The following is a 21114-nucleotide window of genomic DNA, read 5'->3' on the forward strand; positions in this document are numbered from 1 at the left end:
GTGGAAACCTACCAGGACCCGCGGGAAGCCCTGCGCCGGGCACGCACTACCGTTTTCGATGCGGTGATTACCGATTACATGATGCCGGAGCTCAATGGCCTGGAGCTGTTGCAGGAGCTGCGCGATCTTCAACCGGATACCATTCGCATCCTTCTTACCGGCGTGATCGATATCGAAACCGTCATGTCTGCCATCAACAAGGCCGGCGCCTTCCGTTTCATTCCCAAACCCTGGGATGACGAACAACTGCTCGACAATATCCGGGAAGGACTCAAGTTTCGCGACATCCTGCTGGAAAACCGCATTCTGGCGGAAACGGTTCGCGAGCAACGCAAGACCCTGCGCAGTCTTGGCTATGAAAGCTGATCACGGCTAGCCAAACACGGGAAGACTTTTTCCATGGAAAGCATAATGAACAAGACCGATATCGGTTTCGGCATGGAAGCGCAGGGGCTGTTCCTGGTGTCTTCCACCGTCATTCTTCTGATCATCATCTTCTTTCTCTACAAGACCTATCGCACCTCCATTAATGTGGAAGCGAAGCTGGCTGAGTTTGCCTCCCTGACGGATAACCGGTTCGGGCGGAAGATGCATCTGATTGAGGTCAATGCGGACGAATACAAACTCAACAAGACCTTGCTCGGCCCTCTGGCTCGCATCATTGATGAGTACTGTGTGCTGACCACGGACAACCAGGGCACCATTACCTTTGCCAACGGCAAGTTCCTGTCGCTCAGCGGTCACGCCTTTTCCCATTTGATCGGCAAAAACGAGAGCATCAACCATCCGGATGGTCATGGCAGCGACCTGCCCATCATGCAATGCAAGCATGCTGCGTCCGGGGTCTGGAATGGCGAAGTCTGCAACCAGCGGGCGGATGGCAGCCTTTACTGGATGAACATGTTCCTGTTTCCGCTTTCCTATATCTCTGATGAGGATGACGGCTTTATTTATTTCGGCACAGACATTACCGATATAAAGACGGAGAACAATCAGCTCATTCAGGAGGTAAAAGAGAAAGACCAGAAGCTGAGCCATGTGGAAACCATGTTGCTGCATTCTGAAAAAATGGCCTCACTGGGCACCATCTCGGCAGGCATTGCCCATGAGATCAACAACCCGATTGCCATGCTGTCTTCCAACCTGAATCGTTCCCGCGAATATATGGACACCATGTCGGCGGTGATACGAGGCCTGCAAAAAAGAATCAACGAACAGAAGTTCCAGCAATTTCTTGAGGCAGAGGCCGACCTGAAGATTGATCATCGAAAACTCAGCTTCATGCTGGAGGACCACCCGGCGTTGATTGATGAAACCGGCGAAGGTATTGAGCGCATCAAGCAGATCATCCGCGACCTGAAAAACTTCTCTCACAATCAGCCGGAATCTTTCTCCCCCACCAATATTGCTGCCTGCATCGCCACATCACTTAACCTGGCCAAGCATGAGTTGAAGAACCGCATCAACGTCAGCCACACCAATCTGGAATCCCTGCCGCTGATCCCCGGCTCGGAAAGCCAGCTTTCCCAGGTGTTCATGAACCTGTTCGTCAACGCGGCCCAAGCCATAGAAGGCAAAGGCACCATCACCATTAACGCTGACTGTGATGATCAGTGGTGCACACTGAAAGTGGCCGATGACGGCCCGGGCATTGCAAGCGCGGATCTGGAGCAGATCTTCGAGCCCTTCTACACCACCAAGCCCATCGGCAAGGGGACCGGATTGGGCCTGTCGATTTGTCATGACATTATTCGCCATCATGGCGGTGTCATGACCGTGGAAAGCCAACCCGACGCCGGCACCACCTTCGTCATCAAGCTGCCGCTGAAACAGTCTAAAAACGTCCATGCAGCCTGACTATGTGTACACCCTCGCCACACCGGAAGGCGCGCAGCAACGCATCGCCATCGAGTTGGTGGATGACACTATTGCCATTCCGGCCAGTTTCGAGCCACCCGCCTGGACGGAGCTGACTTACCACCAGTGCAGCCACTGCCCCCTTGATAAAGAGACGCACCGCTACTGCCCCATCGCACTCAACCTGGCATTTCTGCTGCCGGATTCTGCGTTGGGCGACTCGTTTCAGCCGATTACCGTGCAGGTGGATACCCCGCAGCGCCAGTACCACCAGACAAGCACGCTGCAACGGGCGTTAAGTTCTCTGTTCGGTTTGATCTGCGGTCTCAGCGACTGCCCGCACACACGCTTCCTCCGACCGATGGCCAGGTTCCATCTTCCTCTCAGCAGCGCCACCGAAACCCTGGTACGTACAGCCAGCCTGCACCTGCTGCAACAGCATATGAACCAACGCCAGGATAGCGAGGAGGCACTGGCCGATCTCAATGCCCGCTATGCAGCGCTCAATGAGTTGAACCGCTGCTTTACCCGGCGTTTGCGCGGCAACCGTCAGTCCGATGCACCGGTCAATGCGCTGGTACTGCTGAACGTGACCGCGCGGGAAATGCACTGGAATCTGGAAGAAGAATTGGCAAGCCTGGCGCCGCTGTTTCGTGATAACAACGACGCCTGAGGCCTATTATTGACGGGACGCCAGGGACTACTGATCTACACCGAGATAGCGGTTCAACACCAGCCGCCATTCCTGGGAAGGCAGGATATCAAGCATGGCCCGGTCAATGGGTTCGCGCAGTTTGCTGCCATTGGCCACCGCAAAGGCATAGCTTTCCTCGCGCACCAGTTTTGGTAGCACCAGCACCTGGGAGGTGTCACGCTCGCGCAGCATGTAGCGCATTACCGGAGCGTCAGCCACCAGTGCATCCACTTCACCAAGCACCACCGCACGCATGGCCTTTTCCAGATTCGGGTAGCTGCGGTAGTTGAGCCCTTCGCCCACCAGCCACTGCTCACCGCTAGTCGCTTCCACCACGGCAGTTTCCACCCTGGGCAGATCGCCGGCCCCCGCCACCCGCGTCTGCAACTGATTGACGGTAACGCTGGAGGCGATGGCGGCGGTGAAACCGGAAATGGTGATGATGCTGACGAACATCCACACCAGCCCGACAAAGCGCCCGGCGGTGCTCACCGGTGCCTTGTCGCCATAACCCACGGTGGTCATGGTCACTGCCGACCACCAGAAGCCGCTGCCGATACCCTGGCCCACGGAACCGCCAAACTGTTCCGGGTTTTTCTTGCGCTCAAACAGCCACACCAGCAGCCCTACCAGCAACAACACCAGCCCCAGTGCCAGCACAGCAGAGAAGAACTTCCAGGAAAACAGCCCGCGCAGGGTGGTCATCCAGCCACTGGCTTCCGTGCGGGTAGCAATACCAAGCCCGCCCCGGTACATGGGTTGGGTGAAATCCAGCCGCCGCTCACGGTCGCCGGTGACACTGATGGCACCGATGGCCACATCCACCTGACCCAGCTCCACCGCTTCGATCATGTCGGCTACGGTCTTGTAGGGACGAAAGCGATATTCATAGCCGCTCTGCTCGGCAATCTGTTCCCATAACTCTACGCTGACACCATCCCAGCGATCACCATTCTGAAAGCTGAACGGCGGCGAGGCCTTTACCGCTACGGTGAGTGGTGCGGCACTGGCCGAGGCCATCCAGACGCACAAGCACGCCATCAGCAAAACACGTATTCTTGTTCTCACAGAGATCCCTCCATTGCATACACGATGCCATGCCTGACCGACTGAAATACCCTGTTGTTATGCTGCTGGCCGGCACGCTGTCTTTACCGCAGGGTAGCGGGGCCCATGGCTTTCTGCCAGACGAGATCCCCATGGCAGCGGGCACAGCACTGCGAAACCCGGTGGATTTACCCACCCTGGCGGTGAGTTTTTACAATTCCTGGACGCCAGCCCGCCTGGATATCACCCATCAACACAGCGTGCGGTTAAGCCTGACAAACCTCAGTGATGATTGGCACCTGTTTGCTCTGGGAGATGACGCTGCCCTGCGCGACCAGGATCTGATCCACACTCTGATGCCGGATCTGCGCAAGGATTACCCCAACACCCGCCTGAGCGAACCGGGCAGCACGGTGACTTTGCCGTGGCGGTTTGATCAGGAAGGAAGATTCAGCCTGCGCTGTGTAAGGGCGGAGCATCAGGGGCGGAGCGAAGCGCTGACTATCGAGGTGGCACCGCGATAGCCCAGTTGCGAGAGACGAGGAGCGAGGAGCGAAAACCTGACTTCGCAACTTGCAGATTTTGACTTTCGAAACTCGCTTCTCGCGACTCGCCACCGTTGGGTGATCGCGCCGCGAGCGACGCTCCTACAGGGGATCTTTCTCATGAATTTGAACACTGACTGATTGCGTAGGGTGCACTGAGCCTAAGGCGAACTGCACCGTTCGGGCATTTGATGGTGCAGTTCGCCTTAGGCTCAGTGCACCCTACCTTTTGAAAAACCGTGGGTATTTGCGTCATAAAAAAAAAGCCCCGGCAGTACCGGGGCAAGGGGAAGCCGGTGATGACCGGCGTTTCATCAGCGTTAGTTGTGATTGGCGGGCGCGTGCTCTTCCTTGACCCGGAACCAGGCGGCATAGAGCGCCGGCAGGAACAGCAGGGTCAGTGCCGTTGCCACGATCAACCCACCCATGATGGCCACCGCCATGGGGCCGAAGAAGACGCTGCGTGACAGCGGGATCATGGCCAGCACAGCGGTCAGCGCGGTGAGCACGATGGGGCGGAAGCGGCGCACGGTGGATTCGATGATGGCATCCCAGGTACTGAGCCCCTGGTCCATGTCCTGGCCAATCTGGTCGACCAGAATCACCGCGTTACGCATGATCATGCCAGCCAGCGCAATGGTGCCGAGCATGGCCACGAAACCGAACGGCTTCTGGAAAATCAGCAGGAAGAAGGTCACCCCGATCAATCCCAGCGGTGCGGTGATGAACACCATCAGCGACAGCGGCATGCTGCGCAGCTGCAGCATCAGCAGAGTAATCACCACCAGAATAAACAGCGGCATGCCGGCGTTGACGGATTTCTGCCCACGGGCGGATTCTTCCACGGTGCCGCCCACTTCCAGCAGGTATCCCGGTGGCAGATCGGCGCGCACCCCTTCCAGCTGCGGCATGATCTGGCTGACCAGGGTGGCCGGCAGGGCATCGTCCTTCACGTCGGCGAGAATGGTTACCGTGGGCAGGCGATCGCGATGCCAGATGATGCCTTCCTCGAAACCATACTCCAGGGTGGCAATCTGGTTCAGCGGCACGCTACGGCCACTGTCGGTCTGTACCGCCAGGTTGCCGAGCAGTCCCAGGGCGTGGCGTTCGTGGCTGTCGCCGCGCACTTCCACATTGATCAGCTCATTGTCTTCCCGGTACTGACTCACTGCCACACCCGACAAGGAAGCCTGCAGGGCAGTGGACAGCTCCGCCGTGGTGATGCCCAGGGTTCGTGCACGGTTCTGGTCCACGTTCAGGCGCACCACCTTGCTGGGCTCTTCCCAGTCCAGATGCACGTTCTGGGTGTGGGGATTCTCGCGGACATGTTCCGCCACTCGCCGGGCCAGCTCACGGACCTGGGGAATGTGCTCTCCGGAGACCCGGAACTGCAAGGGATAGCCCACCGGCGGACCGTTTTCCAGCCGCGATACACGGGTACGGACCGTGGGGAAATCCCGGTTAAGGACCTCTTCCAGCCAATCCATCACCTGTTCCCGTTCCTCGATATTGCGCGTGAGAATAACGAACTGGGCCACTGATGCTGCCGGCAGCTTCTGATCCAGGGACAGGTAATACCGGGGAGAACCACTGCCCATGTAGCCCACGTAGTTTTCGATCAGCTGGTTCTCGCCAAGCATGGCTTCCAGACGCAGGGCCTGCTCCTGGGTGGCGGTGAGCGAGGCACCCTCCTCCAGCTTCATGTCTACCATCAGCTCCAGTCGGTTGGACGACGGGAAGAATTGCTGGGGCACCAGACTGAACAGCAGCAGGGAAAATACGAAGATGCCCACGGTCAGACCGATGACGGTTTTGCGGTAGCGCACACACCATTCCACCACCTTGCGAAAGCGATTGTAGAAGGGTTTCTGATAAGGGTCGTGCACGTCACCACTGGCATCCCGTTCGGCCAGGTTCGGCAGCAACTTTTCACCCAGATAGGGCACAAACACCACGGCAGTAATCCAGGAGGCCAGCAGCGCAATGGTCACCACCTGGAAAATCGAGCGGGTGTATTCCCCGGTGCTGGATTGTGCCGTGGCAATCGGCAGAAAGCCGGCAGCAGTAATCAAGGTCCCGGTGAGCATGGGAAAGGCGGTGCTTTTCCAGGCAAAACCAGCGGCCTTGATACGGCTGAAGCCCTGCTCCATTTTTATCGCCATCATTTCCACGGCGATGATGGCGTCATCCACCATCAGGCCCAGTGCCAGTACCAACGCGCCGAGAGAAATCTTGTGCAGGCCGATGTCGAAATACTTCATGGACACAAACGTCATGGCCAACACCAGCGGAATGGAAAGAGCGACCACCATGCCGGTACGCCAGCCCAGCGAGAAGAAACTCACCAGCAGCACGATCACCAGCGCTTCCATCAGCACCTGGACAAATTCACCCACGCCGGCCTCTACTGCCGCCGGCTGGTCGGAAACCTTGCGCAGCTCCATACCCAGCGGCAACGACAACTGCAGCTCCCGAAAGGCCTGATCCAGATTCTCACCAAGAGCAAGAATGTCGCCGCCGTCTTTCATCGACACAGCAATACCAATGGCATTCTCGCCCATGAATCGCATGCGTGGCTGAGGCGGATCGCTGAAGCCACGATACACAGTGGCAATGTCGCCCAACTTGATGGTGCGGTTGTCTACCTGGATGGGGAAATGGCGAATATCTTCCACACTGGTGAATTCCCCGGACACTCGCAGGCGGACGCGGCTGCTGGGGGTTTCAAAAAAGCCCGCGTCGGCCACCGCATTCTGTGACTGCAGCGCCTGTTGCACAGTAACCAGGGGAATGCCCAGGGACGCCAGCTTGGTGTTGGAAATTTCCACCCAGATCTTTTCGTCCTGCAGACCGACCAGCTCCACCTTGCCCACGTCGTCCACCCGTTGCAGGGCAAGCTGCAGGCGGTCGGCGTAGTCTTTCATGATGGCGTAGTCGAAGCCCGGCCCGGTGAGGGCGTAAATATTGCCGAAGGTGGTGCCGAATTCGTCGTTAAAGAACGGGCCGCGCGCATCCTGAGGCAGGGTATGGCGAATATCCCCCACCTTCTTGCGCACCTGGTACCAGAGATCCTTGATCTCCTTGGAGCGCATTTCGTCCCTGGCCATGAACATGACCAGGGATTCACCGGGGCGGGAATAGGAGGTGATGCGCTCGAAGTCACCGGTTTCCATCAACTTCTTTTCGATGCGCTCAGTGATCTGCCGGGAGACTTCCTCGGCGCTGGCGCCCGGCCACTGGGTATTGATGGTCATCAGCTTGAAGGTGAACGGCGGGTCTTCGCTCTGCCCCAGGTTGGCATAGGAAATGGCCCCCATGGCACCGAGCAGGATCATGGCGTAGAGCACCAGAGCGCGATTCCTCAGCGCCCATTCCGAGAGATTAAATGACATGGTGGCGCTCCCTTATTCGCTCTCGGTCTCGGCGTCGACATCCGTTTCCGGGTCAGCCGCGTCGGCACTCGCCAGCTCGATCTGTCGATTCTGGCGATCTACTGGGATCACCGTTTGCCCTTCACGCAACAGATGGGTGCCTGCGGCCACCACCCAGGCATCCGCCGGCAGGCCGGACAGTACCGGTACGGTTTCCGCGCTATAAGGGCCGGTTTCCACCGGGGTTTTCACCAGCGAGGTGTCTTCGGGGTTCACCACCCACACATAACGCTGCTCCCCTTCGGTCGTGACGGCCGGCAGAGGGAGAGTCAGCACACCATTACCGGCGACACCACTGGCAACCACCCGTGCCGACTGCCCCAGGTCTGCGCCCACATCATCGTTGTCGAAGGCCACCCGGGCTTCAAAGGTGCGCGAGCGCGGGTCCGCCGACGGGGACAGCTCACGCAGGGTGCCGGGGAACACCTTGCCCTTGCGCGACCACAGTTCGATGGCCACCGGCATGCCGATCACAAAACGGTTCACGTCCTGTTCTGGCAGATCGATACGCACTTCCCGGTCACCATCCACCGCCAGCACAAACACCGGCTGCCCGGCGGCTACCACCTGGCCGGCTTCCGCCCGACGCTGGGCAATCACCCCATCCTGAGGCGCTTGCAGGGTGGCGTAGTCGGTCTGGTTACGGGCCACATTCAGGTTGGCGCGGGCCTGGCGCAACTGAGCCTGGGCCGCATCGAAACGACTTTCTACCGCGTCGTACTGGGAGCGGCTGATTACCTGGCGTTCGAGCAGAGCCTGGTGACGGTCCAACTCGCTACGGGCCAGCTTGTGGTCAGCTTGTGCGGAGGCAAAGCGGGCACGGGCCGCATCCAGTTGCAGGTCCACGTCGTCGGTATCCAGGGTGGCCAGCACATCGCCCTTGCTGACGCGGTCGCCCACATCTACCTTGCGCTGGCTGATCTTGCCGGCGATACGGAAACCCAGTTCCGGCTCGTAGCGGGCACGGACTTCGCCAGGGAAGACATCCTGGCTGGCACCGGCGGTCAGCGGCTGGACCACCAGCGCCGGACGCGGCGCCTCGGTTTTCCCGGATTCCGCATCGGAGCAGCCCTGAAGGCCGAGAGCCCCCACGGCTCCGACAATCAGACCTGGTATCAACAGTGAACGAAACATGGCAGCTACCCTCTAGCCTTGCTAACCCGTGTTTACCTCGAAAGCCTCCGACGGCGGCCTTCCCAGTATGCTATACTCTCCAGTATAGTAATTTTATTAAACTAAACCGTCCAGTATTGAAATATGACCGAGATGACAGACACCTCAGCCCCTGCCGCCCGTGGCCGCCCCAAGGATCCAGCCAAGCGCGCTGCCATTCTGAATTCTGCCAAGAAACTCTTTGTTTCCCAGGGATTTGCGGGCACCAGCATGGATGCGGTGGCCAGAGAGGCGCGGGTCTCCAAACTGACGGTTTATAGCCATTTCAGCGACAAGGAAACATTATTTTCCGCGGCCATCGAGGCGAAATGCCACAATATGCTGCCGGTGCCAATCTTTGAACTGGATGAGAAACAACCCCTGCGCACCACCCTCACCAAGATCGGCCTGGCTTTTCTCGAGCTGATCCACAGCCCGGATGCCGTGGAGCTGCAACGGCTGATGAACAGTCAGGCCACCCAGGATCCGGAAATGTCTCGGCTGTTTTTCGAGGCTGGCCCGCAACGGACCCTCACCGCCATGGAAAATCTGATCCGCAGCGCCAACGCCTCCGGTCAGCTTGATGTCAGTGATCCCAAGCAGGCATCGGAAAACTTCTTTGCCTTGTTGCAGGGCTGCCAGCACATGCGCGTCATGATCGGCTATCAGCAGCCGATGACTGCCAGCGAAGCACAGCCCCATGCGGAACAGGTGGTGGCGCTGTTTTTGCGGGCGTATGGGAAAGGCAGTGAATAGTTAATAGTTCGCGAAATAGCGCCGGTCAGACTGACATGCAAGAGGCCGCGCCCACCCCGGGACGCGGCCTCTTGGCTTTTAACGCGATCAGATTATTTCCGTGCGAATCTGGAAAGTCATTGTGTTCAATATGGCCTGTACTCAGGCGGTGACACTCTCTTTTTTCGATCAGGGGAAAAATTCGGAAAGTGAGAGTGACGATTACGCCCATGCGGGCGTTGACTTCTTTGCATCGGGAGGGGAGACAGGGCCCGCAAGCGGACCCTGAATCGACGCTATCAGAACGTTTTTCTTACACCAATTGAGAAGTGATCGTAATCAATGTCGGCTTCTAAACCACCGGTTTCCAGTTCATTGGTTGCATCCACATAACCGAGAACCAGTTGCGGTGCATCCGGAGCAAACTCAATGGCCACATCCAGACCCAGCATTTCCGGATCGATATCAATGGTTTCCGTGCCCACATCAGTGTCGGCTTTTGCCATGTGATACCAGAGGGACGCTGTCACCATTTCAAAATTGGCGCGGGCGCCCACTTCCAGCCCATAGCCTTCGCCAGCAATGCTGAAGAAAGTAGGCCGACTGAAGCCCACAGCGCCATAGAGGTCCACCATCTCTGCAAGCAGATAATGGGCGCCTACGCCGATGAATGTCATGTCGTTGACGGCTGAATTGTCCACAGTATCACCGATAATGAAACCGATCTCGTCCTCATAATCCAGGGACATGTGGCGCCCCATCACAAAGACGTAGTCTCCGATTTCAAAGGCCCCTTGAAGACCGTAACCTTGCTGAAGATCGAGGGATTCCGAGGCTGGACCGGTATCAATTTCCGTGTCACCGGAAACGATATAGTCAAACTGTACGTAGTTAAAAGAAGGCGCATCCGCCAGAGCCGGTTGCCCGACAACTGCCACCATGGCCGCAAAAGTCAATGCTGTTACTTTCTTATTCATGGTTTTCTCCCTGTAATAATAAAGTAAGCCAAGACTTCCTGAGCCCCTGAAGCGCCCCTCGACTTCCAGCAAGTATTAACCTAAATGTAAAAAAACCGCAATATTCACAAGTTTGCCTTGGTCGCGTTATCAACCAGCGAATTATCCGCCGGCGTTTTTTCGTTAATGCCACAACCGGGTTTTGGCGTGACTATGTATACGGTAAGAGAATCCTGAATCCTGCGTTATTGACCACTCATCACTCACGATTCACTGATCTCAAAATGTCCCGGCCTCGACGCCTTGCCCCCAGCTGCCACCAGATAACACCCAGCCATAAAAGAGCGTCACCATCGTTAGCGTTTCCGGCCAGGGCCTGCTGGGTCAGGCGCAGAGCCCGTTCCAGCAACCCGCGGCGTTGGGCTGGGAAGCGTCGACTGGCGCGCAGCAAGCGAGCAATACGGCTACTGGCCATGCGAGCCACCCTGGTCGCTTTGCGCTTTCGCCATGGCCTTGCCGGGTACGGCAAAGGCATACCAGTCCAGATTGCGGGTAACGACCATGACCAGGGCAAGGGCAGCAAACAACAACAGGGCGCCGAGTAGCAGGGCATAGTCTTCGGCCATCAGGATGCCGTAGATCAGGCCCTGTACCAGCAGCAAACTGACGGCAAAGACCCAGCCCGCTTTGGGTGATCGCAATACGGCCATCAGGTAGACGCCGATCAGGGCACAGCAGGATAGCGCTGCCACCAGATAGGCCAGGGCAAAATCAATATGCTCGCTGAGCGCCACCAGCAACAGATAGAACATCGCCAGCGCCAGCCCCACCAACAGGTACTGCATGGCGTGCAACGGGTGGCGGCGCAATATCTCGAACAGGAAGAAGGCCGCAAAGGTCAGGCCGACAATCAGATAGCTGTATTTCAGCGCCCGCTCACTGGACAGCAGCCCGGTGACCGGCTGCACCAGCCGTACTCGAAGCGCCTGGTTGCTATCACCACAGGCACCGTCGCCTTGCGCACAGAGAATGGCACTGGCTGCCGCCAGGCTGTTGGTGCGCCACTGGCTGGTGAAGCCGTCGGCACTGATCTCCCTTTCCACAGGCAATACCAGCCCTTCGAAGCTGGGGTGCGGCCAGTCGGCGCGCAGGCCGATGCGGGTTTCCTTTGCCAGTGGCAGGGCAGCCAGGGATTCGGTGCCGTTCAGGTTCAGCCGCACCTTGACGGTAAAGGCACCGGCCAGGTCAGCGGGTAATTCCACTGCCACCGCGTTGGCGCCGAGACCGGACGGCAGCTGCTCCGTTTCCACCAACGACAGGGGGACATCGTTAACCAGAATCTGCGGGCGCTCCACCAGACCACGCAGGTCACTGATCTGCATTACCAGCAACGATGGCTGTGAGATCACCACCTGCTCCGGCTGTTTGACCTGTTGCCAGTTGGCCGGAAAAACCGCCTCCAGGTGCAGCAGGCTGCGATAGACCGGCGTACCGTAGATACCCCGGTAACGCATCTGCGTCTGTAGCTGGCCATCCACATTCAGAGCATCAGGAATCTGGCTTTCCAGCACGGTGCGTTTTTCCACCACGGTACAGCTGTCACCGCGGCGGCAGTCCGTTCTTTCTACCAACTGTTTACGGACTCGCTGGGTGACAATCACCGGGCCACTGATCTGCTGCTCGCCACTGACCTGGCGGGCAATCTGTTGTTTTACCTGCCAGGCTTCATTACTACGGTCACGGACCTTGTCCTGGATCATCAACAGGGGGATCACCAGCACCATGAGCAGGCCGGCAATGGTGAGCATCTTCAGTAACAGATTGGGTCGCATGGTTCCTCTCCCTCATATGGAGAGGCCAGTGTGCAAAGTCAGGTTGGGGGTTTTGTGGGGATTGTGTGGGGGAAGATAGCTACAAGCTTCAAGCTACGAGCTACAAGGAAAATCAAACCCCAGACCTGACCGTAGGAGCCCCTCTTGAGGGGCGAAACAGAATGCCATTTAAGGGCCAAGCAGGTGCCAGTCTATTCTGGAAAGATCTGTCGTGATCGCGCCGCCAGCGACGCTCCTACGGAAAGCGTTTTTAGTGCTGGGGAATTGTCAGGGTGGCGCGGACACCGTTGTCGGTGTTGGCCAGTGTCAGGCTGCCGCCGTGCAGGCTGGCGATTTCATTCACCATGGTCAGACCGAGGCCGGAGCTCTTGTCGTGGCCCGGGGCGGGCAGGGAATAGAAGCGTTCGGTGACGCGGTCCAGCGCATAGTCGGGAATCAGCGGGCCGATGTTTTCCACGGTCAGGTAGCTTCCATCCACTTGCACTGTGAGGCGGGTCTCCGCGTTGGCAAACCGCAGGGCGTTATCCAGCAGATTGAACAGGGCCAGCTTGAGGGTTTCTGCTTCTGCCTGGAGTACACCGTCAATCACGCTGACCTCCAGATGTTTATCCGCCACCAGCGAATAACGGCTGCGCTGCCAATCTTCCACCAGCGCGGAAATAGTGACGCGACTCTTGCGGGCGGGCAGGCTTTCCAGCTTTTCCAGTTTGGCCATGGCCAGCAGCCGATCCAGCAAATCGCTGAGTCGCTGGCTTTCGTGGATCACGTTGTCGGTGAAACGACTCAGTGACGGGTCGCTGATTTCATCGTGGAGAATTTCCCCGGCGCCACGAATGGCCGCCAGCGGGCTTTTCATTTCATGGGTCAGCAGGCTCACGTTATCTTCCAGCCGCGCCCGCTCTTCCAGGCGACGGCGCATGGCGGTAACCGCATCGGCCAGATCGCGGATTTCGTCGTTACCGCGAAACACTGGCGGCGCCGGGCGTTCGTGGTTGGCCACCGCCTCCGCATAGCGGCGCAAGCGATTGACCCGGCGACTGAGCCACCAGGCCAGCAACACCCCCAGCACCAGGCAACCAAACAGGGCCAGGCCGCCATACAGCATCAGATGACGTTCCGCCCGTTGCACAAAGGGCTCGATGGCCCGGCCCGGTTTGCCCAGGCTGATCACGCCGACCAGGCTTCCGCTATCACGGATCGGCGCGGCCACATACATTACCGAGGTGGACGGATCATCCGGGTCGCTGCGGGTGGTGCGCGCCCCATAGCGCCCCTGCAGGGTCAGGTGTACATCATTCCAGCGGGAAAAGTCCTCGCCTTCATCTTTTCCCCTGGAATCGAACAGCACCACACCGGTGGGGCCGGTGATATAGATATGGGTATGAATGCGATCTTTTTTCAGACCCCAGATATCCGCATCCGGGGTACGCCCGGCATAACGATTGAGCGCCTGGCGCAGTGACGGGGTAATCACGATTTCGCCATTATCCGCATCTTCGGCGACGATTTCCGCCAGCAGGTTGGCCGCGTCCACCAGGGTTTCTTCGGCGGACTGGCGCACCAGCGGCTTAGCCTGGCCGAACACCAGATCCAGCACGAACCAGCCCACCAACCCGAGAATCAGGAAGTAGAACACCAGTAAGCGCTGCCCGAGTTTCATCTGCGTTTAACTCTCAAGGTAGTAGCCGATACCACGGCGGGTGGCGATAAGATTCTCGCCGTCCAGCGGCCGCAATTTCGCGCGCAGGGTCTTGATATGGGTATCCACACTGCGCTCGAAGCTGTCTTCATCGCTGTCGCAGATATCCAGCAACTGCGCCCGGGTGAAGACTTGACCGGGGTGTTTCAGCAGGGCGGAAAGAATACGAAATTCGGAACGGGTCAGGGTCAGCGCAGTACCCCGGAACAGGATCCGCGCGGCGGCCTCGTCCAGTTGCCACAGAGTGCTGGCACTGCCATCGGCGCGGGGGGAAAGCCGTTTCAGGATGGCACGGATACGTGCCACCACTTCGCGGGGGCTGAAGGGCTTGGTGACGTAATCGTCGCCGCCCAGTTCCAGGCCGAGGATGCGATCCACTTCGTCTTGCCGGGCGGTAAGAAACAGCACCGGCACCTGACTAGCCTGGCGCAACTGCTTGAGCACCTCGAAGCCGTTCAGGTCTGGCAGACCCACATCCAGCACCACCAGATCCACCGCCTGACGGGCAAGATGCGCCAGCGCCTGCTGACCCAGCTCAACGTGGGTCACGGAAAAATGGTCGCGCTCCAACGCAAACATCAGCGGCTCAGCAATACGGGGCTCATCATCAACAATCAATACGCTGGGCACTGGCAATTATCCTGACCGGTAACACCGGCATGATAACCATACAGTCACTGAGTTCCCATACCGGTAGCCGTTACCACTGCCGGGTACGGGTATGAATTGCCGTGATCACGCTTTTGCCGTCGCGGATTTCCGTCTGCAACGTAATCCGGTTGTCCCGGTTCAGTGTGCCCTGGAACAGGCGATAGCGCTCTTTCTGATTAAACGTCAGTTGCCAACCTTGCGTCACTTGCTGCGTTTCCAGATCCCCCACCGTAAAGCTGTAATCGCTGGCAAAATTCCATAAGGCCCGCTGCTGTTGCAGGTATTCCGCACGGCTCAAAGACACCACCATGGGCGCTTCCTGCTCCATTAACAGGGTGACTTTAACGCTGGCATCGGGGGCAAACAGCGCGGCAACGGCCGTGCTGTTGCGCTGCTGAAATGCCTGGCGAAATTGTTCCATAAGGCGGTGCGGCCCATCTGCCTGAGCCGGCGCGGCAAATACCAGCAGCAGGCTGATCAACATCGTTATTGCACGCATTACCACTCCCTCCCGTTGCCACACTCGGCCCGTGACGGGGTAATCTTGCAGCGCACTTTTTTCATCCAGGCCATCATCCCCTTGTCGTACACCCCGGACTCAATCAGAAACAGGCGGGATTCATCCATCATCTGTGCGTAACGCTGACGATCCTTGTCCGGCGGCGGATAGAAAAACAGAATGTCGTCTTCCGCATTTCTTATCACTTTCATGGCCCGCTCAAACTGACCGGCAAAATAGCGACGGGATTGCGCCATGAATTCCGGAGAAAACCTGTCTTGTCGCAGCACCAGTTGTAGTGTCAGTTGTGCGGTGGACAGCTTCACCACAATGCCCTGCACGCCGACACCCCGGTATAACTCCAACGGCATATAGGCCACCGCCGGCGCGGCAATCACATCGACCACACCGTTATTGAATTTGGAGGAGAAATTACTGATATCGGACAACTCCGGACGCACACCGATATGTTTTGCCATCAAAATCTGGGCCCGGTCGTTATCGAACACCGCCATGGTATGCCCCGCCATTTTTTCCACGCTGTTGATGGCCCGGTCATTGATATGCAGATAGGCGGCCCCCAGTGGCAGAATGCCGGCGGTTTCGTAGGCACCATGGCGCATGGAAGTCGCCAGTTTGGGATTTGCCAGTAATTCGATCAGCACCTGCAGGCTGTCGTAATTATGCAGGCCGCCGATGGCATCAATACTACCGGTAAAGGGCACAAACTGGCGGGCGCGGATGCCGGTCATCATTAAGCCGTCGCAAAAGCCGGCCTTGAAATCTTCCGCCGCCACGCGTTCATCGGTGAACACCCGCAGCGTCAGCGGCTCGCCCCAGCCTGCCGCTGCAATACGATAGTCTTCCATCTGTTCCCACAGGTCTCCCTGGGCTCCGATCAGGCTGAAGACGCAGAGCGTTCTGGCTGATAGTGCTGGCGCCAACATACAAAGCAGCATTACCAACAGGCTTTGTATTCGTTTCGATTTTATTGTTTTCATTTCTTCTCCGATCAGTTGGCGGTGCCAGCAGCAGCCGTGCTGACCAATCCTTCGCTCCCGAGCCGGTCGAGAATCCGCTGGCCCACATGCCGGAGCCCTGCAGACGCCCCCGGCACCCGTTGAAGCCGCGAGTAACCGGAAAACATCGGCACCATTACTGACAGGGCCCTTTCTCCACTGCGACTCACCGGCACCGCAAAGGCGTCCGCCATCTCATTACCCAGCATCCGCCGGAACAGCGCGATCTGCACAGGACGGGGCAGCCGTGATGTGGGCGGTAAGGTGCACAGGCCGTCCAGCAGTGACGCCATGATGGTTTTTGCGGTGTCGTCCGGGGCAAAGAACTGGCTCATGATCAAGGCATCAAAACGGTCCTGCTCCTGCTGGGTACTACCCAACAGTTCCAGCGGCACTCCCAGCAACCGGGTGGTATAGCGCCAGATCATGCAGTGACCGGCCGCCTCTTCATCGCTGACCCGCGCACCAAGTCGACGCATGCCATCCAGCAGATGTGTGCCAAAGAACGCAGGGCCGGCGGCGGTGGCCAGCTGGCTTACCGGCATGCCATGACTTTCCTGGTCCCAACCGTCCTGCAGACACTTCATTCTGACCAGCGCGTGAATCAGCCGGACATGCAGACAGGCGTCCCACATGGCCTTGCCCGGCGCCAGCGCATCACTGTCACAGACCCCGAAAAACAGCGCCGCCGATTCATTCAGACGACGGGTGATATTGGCTTCCATGCGCCCGGTGCCGACAAAAATCGCCGCCGCATCCGGGTGCGCGAAGGTCAGCGGCAGGCAGCCGTAGGTCAAACCCAGGATCAGTTGCGGGAAATGCCGTTGCGCCATGGCGCCGCCACGTCGCATCAGAGCGAAATCCACCCAGGCCGGCACCGCTTCCATGTCTGCCAGCAACTGCTGACAGGGCACATCGCCTTGCTCCGCCAGTTGCCGAACCTGCTCCGCCGGCCTGGCCATACCCCCAGGCCGACCCCGCAACCGGGCGGCTACCGCTTCCGCCAACGGATCGCCCCGGTAATGCCAGGGCAGCATGGCCTCCACCCAGGCAGCGCCCTCTTCCGGCTCGCTCTGCTTGCCACGCCCCACCGGCATGACGTTGGTGAGCCTGCGATAGTGCTCCGGGGTGACGCTGGCCGCTTCCGATGTCCCATCCATGACAACGCTCCTTTGCGTAACGTTTGATCAGCATACGCCGGCCTTTCAAATTACTCAACATGTTGAGTATTAATCAAGTTTACTTGCACGTACCATTCGCACAGGAGGAAACCCATGTCCCTACGTCACGTGTTACTGGTTTATCTGGGTAGCGGCGGCGCCGCCGGCTATGACATCGTCAAAGGCTTTCAGCACACCTATGGCTACCTGTGGAATGCCAGCTTTCAGCAGATCTATCGGGATCTTGGCAAGCTGCACGAGGAGGGGCTGCTGGATTGCGAAACGGTAGACAATGCGCCGCGCCCGCCCCGCAAGGTGTACCGACTGAATCAGGCTGGCTGGCAGGCCATGCAGGCCTGGCTGGCCAAGCCCCTGCCGGTGCCGCGACTCAATGACGGCTTTATGGTGAAGGTCGCCTCCATGCACCTGCAGGACCCGGACGTACTCGCCGCCGAACTGAACCAGCTACGCGAGCATTACCGGCAAACGCTGGAATACCTGCAGCAAAAACGGGCGGTTTTCGAATCCCTGCCGGATACCGTGCTGGAAAAATTCATGGGCGTGTTTCTCACCCTGAAACGCGGCATCCGGCTGACGGAAACCTGGCTGGAATGGGCCGACGAGGTGGCCCAGGTACTGGCCGAACGCAAGTGGCAGCACGTTACCCTGGACGACGTGCACCTGTTTCTGGACACCCTGCAGGGTGATGGGCTGCCGCAACCACACAGCGACAACAAACCTGCCCGCAAGAAAGCTACAACCCGGAAAAAAACAACGGACTAACCGGCCAGACGGGAGGCCAGCTTCAGTGCATCGAGCAGATCCTTGCCGGCACTGTGCAGCTCACGGATATCCTTCAAAAAGAAGGTTTTCTTCGCTTCGGTCTGCACCACCAGCACCCCGTAGAGGCGCCCTGCCTGCTCCAGGGGAATACCCAGATAGCTCTGAAAACGCTCCTCATCGGAGCCGGGGACATAGTGATATTCATCGTGGGCCTTGATGTCACGGGCCACCACCGGCCCTCGGCTGCGGGCCACCTTGCCAGTGAGCCCCTGCCGGAACGACAGCGTGGCGCCCAGCGCGTTCCGATTGAGGCCACTGGTGGCCACGATCACCAGGGTTTCCCGGATTGCATCAGCTTGATAAAGGCTGCACACCTGCACATCCAGACGGTTCTTTACCGCATCCACACGGGCCTGCATAAAATCGGGAGGGAAGGACACAAGGCCACCTTTCTCGGCATTTGACGTTCTATCGATACATTCAATTTATGTGCCGGTTTCGGCTGCAAGGCTGACTTCGTTTACACTGTAAGCCCCAACCCCCGCCCCGGAGCTCCAGCTTGGCGAAGAAGCCCAAAACCGACGAAGAAATTGCCGCTTTCCGCGACAAGGTCTGTGATGTGGCCACCCGGCTGTTTATCGAGCGGGGGCCGCAGAATGTGACCATGCGTCAGATCGCCAGCACCCTCGGGGTCAGCCCGATGACCCCCTACCGCTATTTCCAGGACAAGGACGAGATCCTTGCCACCGTGCGCGCAGAAGCCTTCCATCGCTTTTCCGCCAACCTGGAACAGGCGGTGCAACAAGCCCCGGATGCCCGCGCCAAGGCCCGGGCGGTGGGCGATGCCTATGTAGCCTTTGCCAAGACCTACCCGGCAGCCTATCAGCTGATTTTCTCGTTCACCCAACCCGACGAAGAGCGTTACCCGGAACTGCGTCAGGCCAATCTCCGCGCCCAGGAAACCATGGTGGCCTACGTGCGCGAAATGATTGACGCCGGCCTGCTGGAAGGGGACGCCCAGCTGATCGGCTATATGTTCTGGGCCACCCTGCACGGCATCGTAGTGCTGGAACTGGCCAGCGGCCTGCGCGGCATGGATGGCGACACCCTGCGCGAGAAGATCATGCGTACCCTGTATGCGGGTATGCGCGTTAATCCCCCCACCCTGGAACACTAACCGATTCGCCCAGCAGCATGGGCCGGCAAGACTTGACCTTTAATTTATACGGTGTAAATTTTACAGGGTAAATTAATTACTGGAGACCCCATCATGTCCCTGCCCGCTTCCATTGCTGACCGCCTGCGCCTGCCCGTGATGGGCTCACCCCTGTTCATCATTTCCAACCCGGATCTGGTGCTGGCCCAGTGCAAGGCCGGCATCATCGGCTCTTTTCCTTCCCTGAATGCCCGCCCCTTGTCGCAACTGGACGAGTGGCTGCATCGGATTACCGAAGAACTTGCCGCCTGGGACCGGGATCACCCGGACCAGCCCGCCGCCCCCTTTGCCGTGAACCAGATCGTGCACCGCTCCAACGACCGCCTGGAGAAAGATCTGGAGCTGTGTGAGAAGTACAAGGTGCCGATGGTAATCACCTCACTGGGCGCCCGCGTGGAAGTGAATCAGGCAGTGCACGGCTGGGGTGGCCTGGTGATGCACGATGTGATCAATGACCGCTTCGGTCGCAAGGCCGTCGAAAAAGGCGCCGACGGCCTCATCGCCGTGGCCGCTGGCGCCGGTGGCCATGCCGGCACCCAGTCCCCCTTTGCCCTGATTCAGGAACTGCGCACCTGGTTTGATGGCCCTCTGGCCCTGTCCGGCTCCATCGCCAATGGCCGCAGCGTGCTGGCCGCCCAGGCCATGGGCGCCGATCTGGCCTATATCGGTTCCATGTTCATTGCCACCGAAGAAGCCAATGCGGCCCAGGGCTACAAGCAGATGATCGTGGACAGCCGCGCGGACGATATCGTCTATAGCAACCTGTTCACCGGGGTGCATGGCAACTACCTGGCACCCTCCATCATCAACGCGGGCATGGACCCGAACGACCTGCCGGAAAGCGACCCCTCAGCCATGGACTTCGGCTCCGGCGGCGATTCCGACAAGAAAGCCTGGAAGGATATCTGGGGCTGCGGCCAGGGCATCGGTGCAGTGGACGCCATCCAGGGTGCCGGCGACGCCATCGCCCGGCTGGCGGACGAATACGAGCAGGCCCGCCGCGCACTGAATGCAGCCTGAAGGAGATAACCCATGGCGAATATTGATGCCTGGCACGCAGTGGTGAAAACCCGCGATCCGCAATTACTCAGTCATCTGATTGCCGACGAAGCCGTGTTCCACTCTCCGTTGGTGCATACCCCACAAGCTGGCAAGGTGCTGACCACCGCCTACCTGACCGCGGCGCTGCATGTATTGCTGAACGACAGTTTCCGTTATGTCCGTGAAGTGCATGACGGCGAGCATTCCGTGCTGGAATTCTCCCTGGAACTGGACGGCATCGCCGTCAACGGCGTGGACATGATCCAGTGGGATAAGGACGGAAAGATCATCGACTTCAAAGTGATGACCCGCCCCTACAAGGCCATTGAAGTGGTACGAACCCGCATGACAGCCATGCTGGAAAAACTGAAATAACGGCCTCTTTCGCGGCAGAACAGCCACTCCCACAAACGCCCAATCGAATCACCGTGGGAGCGGCCATTCGGCCGCGATTATCCGGCTTCGCAGTGGCCGGGCCGCCCATTGACGGTTCACCGGAAACCCGGCACGTTCAATTCCTACCGCAAGGAGCGCCGTACCAGTGACTCTCTTCATCGTCTTTCTGTTAGCCATCCTTGCCGTGGCGTACTACCTGAAAACCGCCGCGCGCAAGCCGCAGCTGGTCTACCGCGATACCGGCTTTAACCGGGAAATGCTGGCTCGACTGCCGCAGCTGTCACAACGGTTCTTCCCCACACCCTGGCTGTTCAACACACATCTGCAACTGATATGGCTGGGGTTGAAAAAAGCCTTTTCCCCGGCACTGGATTATGCCCACACCGATATCCTCACCATGC

The 21114-nt window shown here is 58.7% G+C and carries 22 protein-coding genes; 10 read left to right on the top strand and 12 right to left on the bottom strand.

The window, feature by feature from the left end:
- The 3 genes from ACFE0K_RS08230 to ACFE0K_RS08240 all read left to right on the top strand — a co-directional run.
- A partial coding sequence (locus ACFE0K_RS08230; RefSeq protein ID WP_434535607.1) for a response regulator occupies positions 1-366 on the top strand: 366 nt, incomplete at its 5' end.
- Positions 367-411: 45 nt separating this feature from the next.
- Entirely contained in the window at positions 412-1857 is a 1446-nt protein-coding gene (locus ACFE0K_RS08235; RefSeq protein ID WP_434535608.1) for a PAS domain-containing sensor histidine kinase, read from the top strand.
- Positions 1847-2530 carry a DUF6901 family protein gene (locus tag ACFE0K_RS08240; RefSeq protein WP_434535609.1) on the top strand — a complete coding sequence of 228 codons (684 nt, stop codon included), beginning with the start codon at positions 1847-1849 and terminating at the stop codon, positions 2528-2530. Before ACFE0K_RS08235 ends, ACFE0K_RS08240 begins: the two co-directional genes overlap by 11 nt.
- 27 nt (positions 2531-2557) lie before the next feature.
- Here ACFE0K_RS08240 and ACFE0K_RS08245 read toward each other — a convergent pair whose 3' ends face one another.
- The gene (locus ACFE0K_RS08245) at positions 2558-3592 is read right to left on the bottom strand and encodes a transporter substrate-binding domain-containing protein (protein ID WP_434535610.1); all 1035 of its coding nucleotides are present in this window, start codon (positions 3590-3592) and stop codon (positions 2558-2560) included.
- 56 nt (positions 3593-3648) lie between these two features.
- On the opposite strand from ACFE0K_RS08245, the gene ACFE0K_RS08250 reads away from it, so the two are divergent.
- Complete coding sequence (locus ACFE0K_RS08250; protein WP_434535611.1) at positions 3649-4122, top strand: hypothetical protein; 474 nt, start codon at positions 3649-3651, stop codon at positions 4120-4122.
- Positions 4123-4463: 341 nt separating this feature from the next.
- Here ACFE0K_RS08250 and ACFE0K_RS08255 read toward each other — a convergent pair whose 3' ends face one another.
- Positions 4464-7535 carry an efflux RND transporter permease subunit gene (locus tag ACFE0K_RS08255; RefSeq protein WP_434535612.1) on the bottom strand — a complete coding sequence of 1024 codons (3072 nt, stop codon included), beginning with the start codon at positions 7533-7535 and terminating at the stop codon, positions 4464-4466.
- A gap of 12 nt (positions 7536-7547) precedes the next feature.
- Positions 7548-8708 (bottom strand): efflux RND transporter periplasmic adaptor subunit, encoded by a 1161-nt coding sequence (locus ACFE0K_RS08260; protein WP_434535613.1) that lies wholly within the window; start codon positions 8706-8708, stop codon positions 7548-7550.
- Between the two features lie 123 nt (positions 8709-8831).
- On the opposite strand from ACFE0K_RS08260, the gene ACFE0K_RS08265 reads away from it, so the two are divergent.
- Entirely contained in the window at positions 8832-9482 is a 651-nt protein-coding gene (locus tag ACFE0K_RS08265; RefSeq protein WP_434535614.1) for a TetR/AcrR family transcriptional regulator, read from the top strand.
- Between the two features lie 278 nt (positions 9483-9760).
- Here ACFE0K_RS08265 and ACFE0K_RS08270 read toward each other — a convergent pair whose 3' ends face one another.
- The 8 genes from ACFE0K_RS08270 to ACFE0K_RS08305 all read right to left on the bottom strand — a co-directional run bounded on the left by ACFE0K_RS08270 (position 9761) and on the right by ACFE0K_RS08305 (position 17277).
- A complete protein-coding gene (locus ACFE0K_RS08270) occupies positions 9761-10438 on the bottom strand; it encodes a hypothetical protein (RefSeq protein ID WP_434535615.1) in 678 nt (225 codons plus the stop codon).
- Positions 10439-10676: 238 nt separating this feature from the next.
- Positions 10677-10892, bottom strand: coding sequence for a hypothetical protein (locus tag ACFE0K_RS08275; RefSeq protein WP_434535616.1), 216 nt, complete (start codon positions 10890-10892; stop codon positions 10677-10679).
- The gene (gene creD, locus ACFE0K_RS08280; RefSeq protein WP_434535617.1) at positions 10882-12249 is read right to left on the bottom strand and encodes a cell envelope integrity protein CreD; all 1368 of its coding nucleotides are present in this window, start codon (positions 12247-12249) and stop codon (positions 10882-10884) included. Before creD ends, ACFE0K_RS08275 begins: the two co-directional genes overlap by 11 nt.
- 250 nt (positions 12250-12499) lie before the next feature.
- The gene (creC, locus tag ACFE0K_RS08285) at positions 12500-13909 is read right to left on the bottom strand and encodes a two-component system sensor histidine kinase CreC (RefSeq protein WP_434535618.1); all 1410 of its coding nucleotides are present in this window, start codon (positions 13907-13909) and stop codon (positions 12500-12502) included.
- A gap of 6 nt (positions 13910-13915) precedes the next feature.
- A complete protein-coding gene (gene creB / locus ACFE0K_RS08290; RefSeq protein WP_434535619.1) occupies positions 13916-14578 on the bottom strand; it encodes a two-component system response regulator CreB in 663 nt (220 codons plus the stop codon).
- Between the two features lie 70 nt (positions 14579-14648).
- Entirely contained in the window at positions 14649-15098 is a 450-nt protein-coding gene (locus ACFE0K_RS08295) for a hypothetical protein (RefSeq protein WP_434535620.1), read from the bottom strand.
- Complete coding sequence (locus ACFE0K_RS08300; RefSeq protein WP_434535621.1) at positions 15098-16099, bottom strand: putative solute-binding protein; 1002 nt, start codon at positions 16097-16099, stop codon at positions 15098-15100. The genes ACFE0K_RS08295 and ACFE0K_RS08300 overlap by 1 nt, the downstream gene beginning before the upstream one ends.
- A gap of 11 nt (positions 16100-16110) precedes the next feature.
- Entirely contained in the window at positions 16111-17277 is a 1167-nt protein-coding gene (locus ACFE0K_RS08305; RefSeq protein ID WP_434535622.1) for an oxygenase MpaB family protein, read from the bottom strand.
- 114 nt (positions 17278-17391) lie between these two features.
- Between ACFE0K_RS08305 and ACFE0K_RS08310 the strand changes: the two genes are divergently transcribed.
- Entirely contained in the window at positions 17392-18060 is a 669-nt protein-coding gene (locus ACFE0K_RS08310) for a PadR family transcriptional regulator (protein WP_434535623.1), read from the top strand.
- On the opposite strand, the gene ACFE0K_RS08315 is transcribed toward ACFE0K_RS08310, so the two are convergent.
- The gene (locus tag ACFE0K_RS08315) at positions 18057-18500 is read right to left on the bottom strand and encodes a GAF domain-containing protein (protein WP_434535624.1); all 444 of its coding nucleotides are present in this window, start codon (positions 18498-18500) and stop codon (positions 18057-18059) included. The genes ACFE0K_RS08310 and ACFE0K_RS08315 overlap by 4 nt on opposite strands.
- Before the next feature lie 119 nt (positions 18501-18619).
- On the opposite strand from ACFE0K_RS08315, the gene ACFE0K_RS08320 reads away from it, so the two are divergent.
- The 4 genes from ACFE0K_RS08320 to ACFE0K_RS08335 form a co-directional block, all read left to right on the top strand.
- Positions 18620-19237: a TetR/AcrR family transcriptional regulator gene (locus ACFE0K_RS08320; RefSeq protein ID WP_035250594.1), complete on the top strand. Its 618-nt coding sequence runs from the start codon at positions 18620-18622 to the stop codon at positions 19235-19237.
- A 93-nt stretch (positions 19238-19330) separates the two neighbouring features.
- Positions 19331-20296: an NAD(P)H-dependent flavin oxidoreductase gene (locus ACFE0K_RS08325; RefSeq protein ID WP_434535625.1), complete on the top strand. Its 966-nt coding sequence runs from the start codon at positions 19331-19333 to the stop codon at positions 20294-20296.
- A gap of 12 nt (positions 20297-20308) precedes the next feature.
- Complete coding sequence (locus ACFE0K_RS08330; protein WP_434535626.1) at positions 20309-20692, top strand: nuclear transport factor 2 family protein; 384 nt, start codon at positions 20309-20311, stop codon at positions 20690-20692.
- 166 nt (positions 20693-20858) lie between these two features.
- Positions 20859-21114, top strand: a 256-nt coding sequence (locus tag ACFE0K_RS08335; RefSeq protein ID WP_434535627.1) for a hypothetical protein, incomplete at its 3' end; no start/stop codon positions are given.

Origin of the sequence: Alcanivorax sp., from assembly GCF_051117345.1 — a bacterium.
In the GTDB taxonomy this organism is placed as follows: Bacteria; Pseudomonadota; Gammaproteobacteria; order Pseudomonadales; family Alcanivoracaceae; genus Alcanivorax.

Excerpts from the sequence above, each read along its gene's own strand:
- ACFE0K_RS08235 (WP_434535608.1), top strand. The coding sequence starts at position 412 with ATGAACAAGACCGATATCGGTTTCGGCATGGAAGCGCAGGGGCTGTTC.
- ACFE0K_RS08240 (WP_434535609.1), top strand. The coding sequence starts at position 1,847 with ATGCAGCCTGACTATGTGTACACCCTCGCCACACCGGAAGGCGCGCAG.
- ACFE0K_RS08245 (WP_434535610.1), bottom strand. The coding sequence starts at position 3,592 with ATGGCGTGCTTGTGCGTCTGGATGGCCTCGGCCAGTGCCGCACCACTC.
- ACFE0K_RS08250 (WP_434535611.1), top strand. The coding sequence starts at position 3,649 with ATGCCTGACCGACTGAAATACCCTGTTGTTATGCTGCTGGCCGGCACG.
- ACFE0K_RS08255 (WP_434535612.1), bottom strand. The coding sequence starts at position 7,535 with ATGTCATTTAATCTCTCGGAATGGGCGCTGAGGAATCGCGCTCTGGTG.
- ACFE0K_RS08260 (WP_434535613.1), bottom strand. The coding sequence starts at position 8,708 with ATGTTTCGTTCACTGTTGATACCAGGTCTGATTGTCGGAGCCGTGGGG.
- ACFE0K_RS08265 (WP_434535614.1), top strand. The coding sequence starts at position 8,832 with ATGACCGAGATGACAGACACCTCAGCCCCTGCCGCCCGTGGCCGCCCC.
- ACFE0K_RS08270 (WP_434535615.1), bottom strand. The coding sequence starts at position 10,438 with ATGAATAAGAAAGTAACAGCATTGACTTTTGCGGCCATGGTGGCAGTT.
- ACFE0K_RS08275 (WP_434535616.1), bottom strand. The coding sequence starts at position 10,892 with ATGGCCAGTAGCCGTATTGCTCGCTTGCTGCGCGCCAGTCGACGCTTC.
- creD (WP_434535617.1), bottom strand. The coding sequence starts at position 12,249 with ATGCGACCCAATCTGTTACTGAAGATGCTCACCATTGCCGGCCTGCTC.
- creC (WP_434535618.1), bottom strand. The coding sequence starts at position 13,909 with ATGAAACTCGGGCAGCGCTTACTGGTGTTCTACTTCCTGATTCTCGGG.
- ACFE0K_RS08295 (WP_434535620.1), bottom strand. The coding sequence starts at position 15,098 with ATGCGTGCAATAACGATGTTGATCAGCCTGCTGCTGGTATTTGCCGCG.
- ACFE0K_RS08300 (WP_434535621.1), bottom strand. The coding sequence starts at position 16,099 with ATGAAAACAATAAAATCGAAACGAATACAAAGCCTGTTGGTAATGCTG.
- ACFE0K_RS08305 (WP_434535622.1), bottom strand. The coding sequence starts at position 17,277 with ATGGATGGGACATCGGAAGCGGCCAGCGTCACCCCGGAGCACTATCGC.
- ACFE0K_RS08310 (WP_434535623.1), top strand. The coding sequence starts at position 17,392 with ATGTCCCTACGTCACGTGTTACTGGTTTATCTGGGTAGCGGCGGCGCC.
- ACFE0K_RS08325 (WP_434535625.1), top strand. The coding sequence starts at position 19,331 with ATGTCCCTGCCCGCTTCCATTGCTGACCGCCTGCGCCTGCCCGTGATG.
- ACFE0K_RS08330 (WP_434535626.1), top strand. The coding sequence starts at position 20,309 with ATGGCGAATATTGATGCCTGGCACGCAGTGGTGAAAACCCGCGATCCG.